Source organism: Flavobacterium aurantiibacter, assembly GCF_002251775.1.
GTDB lineage: Bacteria > Bacteroidota > Bacteroidia > Flavobacteriales > Flavobacteriaceae > Flavobacterium > Flavobacterium aurantiibacter.
The window spans coordinates 1-8,924 of the sequence record NZ_NOXX01000183.1; the positions used below are offsets into that span (position 1 = coordinate 1).

General features: G+C 29.4%; 9 protein-coding genes and 1 pseudogene. 6 read left to right on the forward strand and 4 right to left on the reverse strand.

Annotated features, from left to right (window positions below):
* Positions 1-161: 161 nt before the first annotated feature.
* Positions 162-821, reverse strand: coding sequence for a LytR/AlgR family response regulator transcription factor (locus CHX27_RS06315; protein ID WP_165764454.1), 660 nt, complete (start codon positions 819-821; stop codon positions 162-164).
* A gap of 46 nt (positions 822-867) precedes the next feature.
* Positions 868-1,836 carry a sensor histidine kinase gene (locus tag CHX27_RS06320; RefSeq protein WP_094485920.1) on the reverse strand — a complete coding sequence of 323 codons (969 nt, stop codon included), beginning with the start codon at positions 1,834-1,836 and terminating at the stop codon, positions 868-870.
* 208 nt (positions 1,837-2,044) lie between these two features.
* Between CHX27_RS06320 and CHX27_RS06325 the strand changes: the two genes are divergently transcribed.
* The gene (locus CHX27_RS06325; protein WP_094485921.1) at positions 2,045-2,968 is read left to right on the forward strand and encodes a hypothetical protein; all 924 of its coding nucleotides are present in this window, start codon (positions 2,045-2,047) and stop codon (positions 2,966-2,968) included.
* Positions 2,969-3,016: 48 nt separating this feature from the next.
* On the opposite strand, the pseudogene CHX27_RS15250 reads toward CHX27_RS06325, so the two are convergent.
* Positions 3,017-3,148, reverse strand: a pseudogene (locus CHX27_RS15250) (IS982 family transposase); the annotation flags it as partial.
* A 5-nt stretch (positions 3,149-3,153) separates the two neighbouring features.
* Between CHX27_RS15250 and CHX27_RS06330 the strand changes: the two are divergent.
* From CHX27_RS06330 to CHX27_RS06345, 4 genes are all read left to right on the forward strand, one after another.
* On the forward strand, positions 3,154-3,909 hold the full coding sequence (locus CHX27_RS06330) for a DUF547 domain-containing protein (protein ID WP_094485922.1): 756 nt from the start codon (positions 3,154-3,156) through the stop codon (positions 3,907-3,909).
* The gene (locus CHX27_RS06335) at positions 3,902-4,594 is read left to right on the forward strand and encodes a TIGR04283 family arsenosugar biosynthesis glycosyltransferase (protein WP_094485923.1); all 693 of its coding nucleotides are present in this window, start codon (positions 3,902-3,904) and stop codon (positions 4,592-4,594) included. Before CHX27_RS06330 ends, CHX27_RS06335 begins: the two co-directional genes overlap by 8 nt.
* On the forward strand, positions 4,595-5,434 hold the full coding sequence (locus CHX27_RS06340; protein ID WP_094485924.1) for an AraC family transcriptional regulator: 840 nt from the start codon (positions 4,595-4,597) through the stop codon (positions 5,432-5,434).
* 61 nt (positions 5,435-5,495) lie between these two features.
* Positions 5,496-6,218, forward strand: a complete 723-nt coding sequence (locus CHX27_RS06345) for a DM13 domain-containing protein (RefSeq protein ID WP_094414369.1) — start codon at positions 5,496-5,498, stop codon at positions 6,216-6,218.
* A 188-nt stretch (positions 6,219-6,406) separates the two neighbouring features.
* Here the strand turns inward: CHX27_RS06345 and CHX27_RS06350 are convergent, their stop codons facing one another.
* Entirely contained in the window at positions 6,407-7,663 is a 1,257-nt protein-coding gene (locus tag CHX27_RS06350) for a BamA/TamA family outer membrane protein (protein WP_094485925.1), read from the reverse strand.
* 184 nt (positions 7,664-7,847) lie between these two features.
* Between CHX27_RS06350 and CHX27_RS06355 the strand changes: the two genes are divergently transcribed.
* Complete coding sequence (locus tag CHX27_RS06355; protein WP_243388968.1) at positions 7,848-8,675, forward strand: anti-sigma factor; 828 nt, start codon at positions 7,848-7,850, stop codon at positions 8,673-8,675.
* The last annotated feature ends 249 nt before the right edge of the window (positions 8,676-8,924 follow it).

Here is an 8,924-nt window from a genome sequence, read left to right on the forward strand (position 1 = left end):
ATTTGTTCAATTTATTTTACTTCCAATAATTTCACCCAACGGGTTATTGTAAATATATTTTGCGTATGCCCTTTTATACAACTTGAATTAATTCGTTCTGGTATGTGTTATGATTAAAATAGCTGATACAAAATTCTACAAATGAAACAATAAGATGTAAATTATAAATTCAGCTTATATCGGTTACCTAGAGGTACAGAATAATTATCCAAGCAAACGGCATTGGATAAAATGTTAGTTATTTTTGATTTTGAAATTATATATGATCGATGAACTCTAATAAAATTGTGATCGGACACCTTTATTTCAATTTTTGAAAGAGGTTCTGAGCATAAAATTTCGCGATTTTGCAAAAATAATTTAGTGTAATTTCCAAAAGATTTAAGGTAATAAATAGAATTGATATCAAATCGCTTAATGTCTTTATCAACTTTAATTAGGAGGTATGGCAATTCTCCACTATCGGATTTAATTAACCTATCAGATTTTAAATTGTAAAAACACTTTTGTACAGCAATAACAAATCTTTCAAAAGAAAAAGGTTTCAAAAGATAGTCTATAACACCTAAATCATAGCCCGTTAAAGCATATTTATCATAAGCGGTTGTAAATACGACTAAGGGTTTGTTGTGTAATATTTTTAATAACTCAACCCCAGTCATGTCTGGCATTTCAATATCTAAAAAAATTATATCAATAGACTCTTTAGAAGTAATTTCAATTACTTGAATTGCATTGTAACACTCTGCAACTAATTTTAGACTTGGTATATTATCAATAAATTTTTTCAATATTTCTCTTGACGGTTTTTCGTCATCCACTACGATACATTTAAATGACATTTTTATGCTGTTTACATTAAGATTGTTAAAAAGGTATTTTCAAATAAACACTGAATAATTCAGATGTTGAATCAATAATCAATTGATGATTTGGAATTAACTTCTCAAGCCTTTTTTTTGTATTTGCAATTCCAATACCTGTTGATTGCAGAATTTTACTATTGGTATTATTTTTTGTGTTTTTAATTTCAAAACAAAGAAACGCTTGGTTAACCATAATAGTTATATCTATTTCTAATTTTTCATTAAAGTTTGCTCCACCGTGTTTGAATGCATTCTCAATAAATGGTATTAAAAGCATAGGAGGTAAGGTTTGATCTTGTATTTGTACATTTTTAAAAAATGAAATTTTAATATGGTCAGAAAATCTAATTTTTTCAAAATTTAAATAATCTTCTATAAAGTTTAGCTCATCAGTAGCCAGTACTTTTTCTTTTTCTATACTTGTAAATATATACCGCATCATTGTACCTAGACTAACGATTAGATTTGGCAAAATAGTTGCATTTGTCATTGAGGCATTGTACAAGATGTTAAGCGTATTAAAAAAAAAATGTGGATTTAGGTGTTCTTTTAAAAGTTTTAACTCTATACTATCATGTAGTTCTTTTAATCGAATATTTTCTAAATACGTATTTCTATAAAAGTGTAAAAAGGAAGTAATTATCACAAATAATAGATTGAAAATAAAACTATTTACAAAGTTATTGCAAAATATACTTTCGGTATAGCTTATGATAGCTATGCTGATTAAAATCAGAATAAAATATAAAATATATTTTTTCCTTTTGTATAATGGTAGCAATAAGTATCTATTGGTATATACAGATAAACACAAGGAAATAAATAGAATTAACGAATTTCTGTAATAGTCAACCGGTAGAGGTTGATCAACAATTAAGCTTGGATATATTAATAAAGCCAATACCGAAAACCAAAAAAGTAAATGAAGCAATAAGCCTCTTTGAAAAATAGTAGTGTTAGCTATTGTCATTTGTTATTTGTAAAATTTTATTAATGAACTAGATATTTATTATTCATTCGTAGTTACCCTAAAAGTAAAGGATGTTTTTATCATTATCATATAACAAGACTTTTTTTGTCACTTTTTCATCATTTATTCATCATTTTGTATTGATTCTATTACCAATCACTTTTTTTTATCAATACGTTTGTGTCAAATAACATTAAATCATTTAATTATGAAAACAAAAATAACAATCCTAGTAACTTTTTTAATTGTTAATTTTTTAAACGCACAAAAAAATAATTTTTCAAAAAATATTGTTGGATTATGGAAAATATCAGAAAAATCAACAGAAGTTTATTTCTTTGATTTAGTAGAGAATTATAAAAAGTCAGATGCGGCATTAGTAGCTCAATTAGAAAGCCAAAAACAGTCACTGATTACATCATTCATTCCTGAAATTCGATATCAGTTTGACGAAGATTTTTCTTTAGGCATTATTACGCCTCAAGGATCTCAAAAGGGAACTTGGCAAATTTCATCTGATCAAAAAGAATTATCCTTAGCATTTGTCAGAACAACAAAATATAAAATAGAAATTCTAACTTCTTCTGTGTTTTCAATTACTACGGAATTTGGGAAAACTATTTCTTTTGAAAAAGTTAAAGAAGAAAAATCAAACATTGATAAAGAATTAAATGATATTGATTTGACAGCCTCAAAAAAAGAAATACAAATTCTTATAGATGACTTCAAAAATGCCATTAAAAGTAAAGACTCAATTGCTTTAACAAATCTTTTTTACAATAAAAAAGTTGTATGGATTTCTGTTGCACATGACAAGTCTTTTGAATACGGAAAAAGGTTAGATCCTAATGCGAAAGAAATAGAGCAGAGTGGAGCTTATGAGCTATTGAATGATCCGCAACTTAAAGATATTGGATTAGAAGAAAAATTTTATAACGTTAACATCTTTACTGACGGAAAGTTAGCTACTGTTGTTTTTGATTATAAGTTTATAATGGGTTCTACAACTACAAATTGGGGTGCAGAATCTTGGCAATTAGTAAAAACAGATAACACTTGGAAAATTTATAGTTTAATTTATACTTATAATTTTATGAATATTAAACCACTTCCTGATAACATGAAAGAATAATTTCTTTGAAATTTAGTTTTTAATTTATGTTTAACCCGTTGGGTGAAATTAAATTAATTGATTTTTGATGTTATTTATTGGTCTATCAAAGATAAATTTGTTGATATATTGAACCAGAGTTAATGCTGTTATTTTGGCTAAAATTCGGGTTTTAAATCCTTCAAAAGTTTTAGCATAATTNAAAAATGAGAAAAATAATTTTTATAATAGCCTTATTGCCTTTTTTATCGTGTGCAAATTCAAACGAAAATAGCATTCCAGAATGGGCTTATGCAGTAGAAAATCAAAATTCAATTAAAGCAATAGATCATCAAAAGTGGCATGTGCTATTGCAAAAATATGTTACAGATAAAGGGAATGTAGATTACAAAGGATTTAAGAAAGATGCAAAAGCATTACAAGTTTATTTGGATGAATTAGCCGCAAATGTACCTCAAAAATCATGGTCTCGAAATGCGATTTTAGCTTATTGGATAAATGCCTATAATGCCTATACAGTAAAACTTATTTTAGATAATTATCCTTTAAAAAGTATAAAAGATATTAAAGATCCTTGGGGTAAAAAGTTTTTCACTTTAGGAACAAAAAAATATAGTTTAGAAGAAATTGAGCATGAAATATTGAGAAAAATGAACGAACCAAGAATTCATTTTGCGATAAACTGTGCTTCTTTCTCTTGTCCAAATTTATCAAATCAAGCTTATACAGAAGCTAAATTAGAAAGTCAATTAGAGGCTGGAGCAAAAGCATTTATAAATGATAAAACTAAAAACACAATTACTGCTAATAATATTGAAATATCAAAAATATTTGATTGGTTTTCGGGAGATTTTAAAACAAAAGGAACTGTTATCGATTATTTGAATCAATACAGTGCTGTTAAGATTAATAAGAATGCTAAGGTTAAATATAAAGAGTATAACTGGAGTTTAAATGATTAAAGTTTCTATAATAATTCCAATTCTCAATGAAGTCGATGCCATACATCGGCTTTTGTTGCATATAGAAAAAACGATTTCAAAGACCTATTCATATGAAGTTATTGTAGTAGATGGTGGTAGTTCAGATGGTTCTCAAAATCTCGTTCAAGGTATCAAAAATGTCATTTTGGTTCAGACAGAAAAGGGAAGAGCAAAACAAATGAATGCTGGAGCAAAAATTGCTAAAGGTTCTATTTTGTATTTTTTGCATTGTGATAGTTTTCCACCTACAGATTTTGATTTAGAAATAATAAAACAAGTTGATAAAGGTAATTTAGCAGGTTGCTTTCGTATGAAATTTGATTACAATCATCCTGTACTTTTAGTTTCTCAGTGGTTTACAAGATTTAATCATATTTCTTGTCGAGGTGGGGATCAATCTTTATTTGTAGCTAAGCATTTATTTGATAAAATTAATGGTTTTAATGAAAGCTATATTATTTATGAAGACAATGAAATTATCAGGCGACTCTATCAAGAAAAACAATTTGTAGTTATTCCAAAATATCTCATTACTTCAGCTAGAAGGTATCGAATTAATGGTGCTTGGAAGTTACAATATCACTTTACAGTAATTCATTTAAAGCAAAAGCTAGGGCATTCTAATGAAAGCATGTTAAATTATTATAAAAAAAATATTAGTTAAATGGAATACAAAGGTTCATTAAATGAGTATTTTCATATTGCAACCATCAAAAAAGAGGATGCAGTTTGGTTAAATCAATATAAAGGAGATTACTTGCGTATTTTTTGGAATGATCAAAGAGACACAACATTAATTATTGATGGCGTAGAATATCCCTTGTTACTTAATCAAATTTTGTTTTTAACTGACATGCATGATATTGTCATTTCAAAAATGGATGAAATTAACCTAATCCGTTTTAACAGAGAATTTTACAGTTCTGAGTTTTTTGATAAAGAAATTGGTTGCAATGGTGTGCTATTCTTTGCCAATGAAAAGATTCCAGTTATTGATTTGGATGAATTACAATTACCTAAATTCAAATTACTTTGGATGGTATTCCTAAGCGAGTTTGAATCGCGAGACAATTTACACGGTCAAATGTTGTTGATGCTCTTGAAACGTTTTTTAATTCTTTCTACCCGAATCTATAAAAAACAAAACAAATCATTAAGACTTCATGTTAACAAATTAGATACAATTAGAGAATTTAATTTATTGGTTGAAATGCATTATAAAAAAATGCACACCGTTTTTGAATATGCTAATTTAATGAATAAACCAGCAAAGTCGTTGACTAATCTTTTTACTTTGCACTCAGAAAAAACACCACTAAAAGTGATACAAGATAGAATTCATATAGAAGCTAAAAGACAATTGTTATTTACCCAAAAAATTGTGAAAGAAATCGCTTTTGAATTGGGATTTGAAGATGTTACTTCCTTTAGTCGATTTTTCAAAAATAAAGAAGGGCAATCTCCAACAGAATTTAGAGACAAAAACAGAATAATTGACAATTAATCAGGAAAAATTGTATAATTATAATTATTTGATTTTTATAACTTTGTATAAATAAAATGTTATGAAAAAGAAAATTTTACTTTATGTCTTTGGCTTACTTTGTTTTGCTTCAGCAAAGGCACAATGCACTGCTAACGGAACAGGTTTTGGAAACAATACTAGTATTCCAAGTTATAATGTTTCAGGAATGGTTTCAGTAGTACTAAATGAAAACAATACTGTTACAGTAAATTTAGGCAGCAATTTTTCTACTGCGTCTGGTCCTGATGTTCGGATTTTTTTAGTTGATAGAGGAACACTTACAAATGCCCAGTTGAGAATAACCAATAATTTTTTATCGCGCCCTAGAATTGAAATGGGATTAGTTACTGGAAATGGTGTGGCTAGTTTTACACAAACAATTCCCAACGGATTCAATATCTCTAATTTCAATACAATTTATTTTTATTGCCAACAGTTTAATGCTTTTTGGGACTTTGGAAGTTTTATGCCATTTACGGCTTCTAATTGTACCACTCTATCTACTGCATCCTTTTCTGCCCACAATATCAAATTGTATCCCAATCCATCTAAAGGTATTATTTCGATAGACATTGATGAATCTACCGAAATAAAGTTATTTCAAATATATTCATCATTAGGTCAAAAAGTTGTTGAAATAAATGAAACTTTTAAATCTAAAACAAGTTTAGATTTAACGCATTTAGATAGCGGTATTTATTTTCTTTATTTTACCGATTACAATAATAATACTTCTATAAAAAAAATTAGTCTGGATAATTAATGATTTTAATTTGTTTAGTATATTTAATTTAAGCTTTGAATGCGATGTGTTCTCTCACCGCATTTTTCAATTATAAAACATTTTTATTTTACAACTTGTGCTTAAGCTGAAAAATCAATATAAATTTAAAAAATTCCATCTTGGATTTTATAATAATAATTGGAATAAAAGATACAAATCAGTAATATTTAAAAATATTGTCCTATACCAAATACAATTCCGCTTGAAGAATTTCTTGTTATTCCATATCCATAATCAATTCTAAATGTGGCATTAAAAATGGTTTTATGTATAAATCGCAACCCAATTCCAGAATAAATTCTAAAATTTTCTGAATCTATAAAATCATTGAAATTTCCGCCAGGTTGGCGCCAACTACCGGAATCTATAAAGGCATTACCTTGTAAAACAAACCAATTTTTTTCATAAATCGTTGTTCGGTACTCCGTGTTAAAAACCAGCACTCCGGTTCCGCGATCAATAATATTACCCACACCGCGAATGTTTAAATTATTGTCTAAAGAAAACGGAGCGAACGGACTTTCATCATTGGAAGATAATCCTAATCGCAATCTACTGGCCCAATTCCCTGTTTTTCCTATTCGTTTGAAATAGGAAAAGTCATTCCAAGCGATAATAAATTCATTTTGAAAGGCATTGGAATTAAAAACATATTGACCAAAAAAGTTGCTACGAAATCCGTTGACCAAATAAAAATCATATTTCAAGTTATCAAAAGTATAGTTCGACTTCAACATAATTTTATCAACTTCAAAAAATTGCGGCACATTCTCAGCAGTTGAACCGGAACGGTATTGATACTTTTCTGAAAAAACAGTAGCCCCGAATTTAACAGAATTCCTGAAATTCAATCGATAAACACCTAATATCTCAACTCCTGTATTGCTATATTCATATCGGGCTGGCAATGCATTGATAAAAATGGGTTCAATGCTGGCTAATTTTTGATAACTACTTTCAATCCCAAAATTTGCAGAAAACAAAAAAGGAGCAGAAAAGAATAATCCGAATGAAGAAATACCATTCGATTGATAATAGCCTCCTAAAGTATTATTTCTTCCTAAAAAATTATAATCAAATACTCCGATTCGATAAGCGGCTTCTGCTTCATCTGTTGTCCATAGTTGAAGATTAGGTAAGATGCTCCAATTTTCTATTACCGTATAAGTAACATTAAACGTTTCATCTGCTGACTTTGTAACCGTATAAGTTACGTTGGAAACACCATTCAAGCGAGTTAATGCCGCAACATCATTGTCTAATTTTAAAGAATCCAATTGTTCGTTCACTTTCGTTTCAATAAATTCAGTCATGAAATTAACGTTCATTTTTTTTACACCATTCCAAGATATAAGTCCTACCCTATCTTTTTGAGCAAAGAGTGAACTACACGAAAGAAAAAGAATAAAAAGGCTGTTTTTCATCTTTTTTTCACAAATATCTACAGAAATCTTTAAACGTTTAACGCTTTTAGTAAAATTGTCAACTAATAAGGAAAAATGGTAAATGGATGAGTCAATGAAAAAATAAAAATTTGTTTTATTATAAAATTACATCCTAACACTTAAAAAAAATGCTATGAAAAAAAAAATTTTTTTTCCCCTTGTCTTGTTGACAGCTCTCACCATTTCGTGTAGTTCTGATGATGATGCAGCTTCAACTGCTTCCTTAACTTTAAACCTTAGTGGTTTAGAAAACCTAGGATCAAATTTTGTTTATGAAGGTTGGATTGTGGTCAATGGAACACCGGTTACCACAGGAACATTTACAGTTAATGATGCTGGTGCACTATCCAAAACACAGTTTGACGTTGACAGAGCTCAACTTAACAACGCTACCGATTTCGTGCTTAGTATTGAACCAACGAATGACCCTGACCCTGCTCCTTCAAACACTAAATACCTTGCCGGTTCATTCAGTGGGTCAACAGCCTCTGTTTCTACCGGAATAATTGGTAATTTTAGTACGTCAACCGGAAAATATCTACTTGGCACGCCAACAAACGGTAACGCAAACCCAAACGCAGGAGTTTGGTTTATGGATGGAAACGGACCAAGTGTAGGGTTAAATTTACCAACATTAGATGCCGGTTGGAAGTATGAGGGCTGGGTAGTGAGCAATGGTACCGTATTAAGTACAGGTGCATTTACAAATCCGAATGGCCCTGATATGTCAGCCATCTATTCAGGTATGATGCCTTCTCCTCCATTTCCGGGTGAAGACTTTTTAGTGAATGCTCCGTCAGGATTGACCTTTCCGGCAAATTTGAGCGGTGCCACTTTAGTGATTTCGGTTGAGCCATTCCCCGATAATTCGCCAATGCCGTTTACACTAAAACCATTATCACATAATGTTGCAAATCCGGCTGTAACGGGTACAACCATAAATATGGAAAGAAGTTTAATATCTTTTCCAACAGGAACGGTTTCAAGGTAATAGTACTGTTCTTTAAAAGAAGTATAATTTTAAATAAGATGGAGGTTTAAACAAAGCCTCCATCTTACTAATTAAAGAGTTGTGCAAGAATCTGACAAAACTATCCTTTTGACTAGTATATTTTTGAAATCCAATCTAACTATATTTAACCTTAACCTATAGCATAAATTAAAATGAAAAAATTATTATTTTTAGTAGTAGTGCTGTTTTATAGTACTAAATCAATTGCACAAGAAACTTTTTTTTTTT

Coding starts and splice junctions, on each gene's coding strand:
- CHX27_RS06350 (WP_094485925.1), bottom strand. CDS start 7,663: ATGAAAAACAGCCTTTTTATTCTTTTTCTTTCGTGTAGTTCACTCTTT.
- CHX27_RS06335 (WP_094485923.1), top strand. CDS start 3,902: ATGATTAAAGTTTCTATAATAATTCCAATTCTCAATGAAGTCGATGCC.
- CHX27_RS06340 (WP_094485924.1), top strand. CDS start 4,595: ATGGAATACAAAGGTTCATTAAATGAGTATTTTCATATTGCAACCATC.
- CHX27_RS06320 (WP_094485920.1), bottom strand. CDS start 1,836: ATGACAATAGCTAACACTACTATTTTTCAAAGAGGCTTATTGCTTCAT.
- CHX27_RS06325 (WP_094485921.1), top strand. CDS start 2,045: ATGAAAACAAAAATAACAATCCTAGTAACTTTTTTAATTGTTAATTTT.
- CHX27_RS06345 (WP_094414369.1), top strand. CDS start 5,496: ATGAAAAAGAAAATTTTACTTTATGTCTTTGGCTTACTTTGTTTTGCT.
- CHX27_RS06330 (WP_094485922.1), top strand. CDS start 3,154: ATGAGAAAAATAATTTTTATAATAGCCTTATTGCCTTTTTTATCGTGT.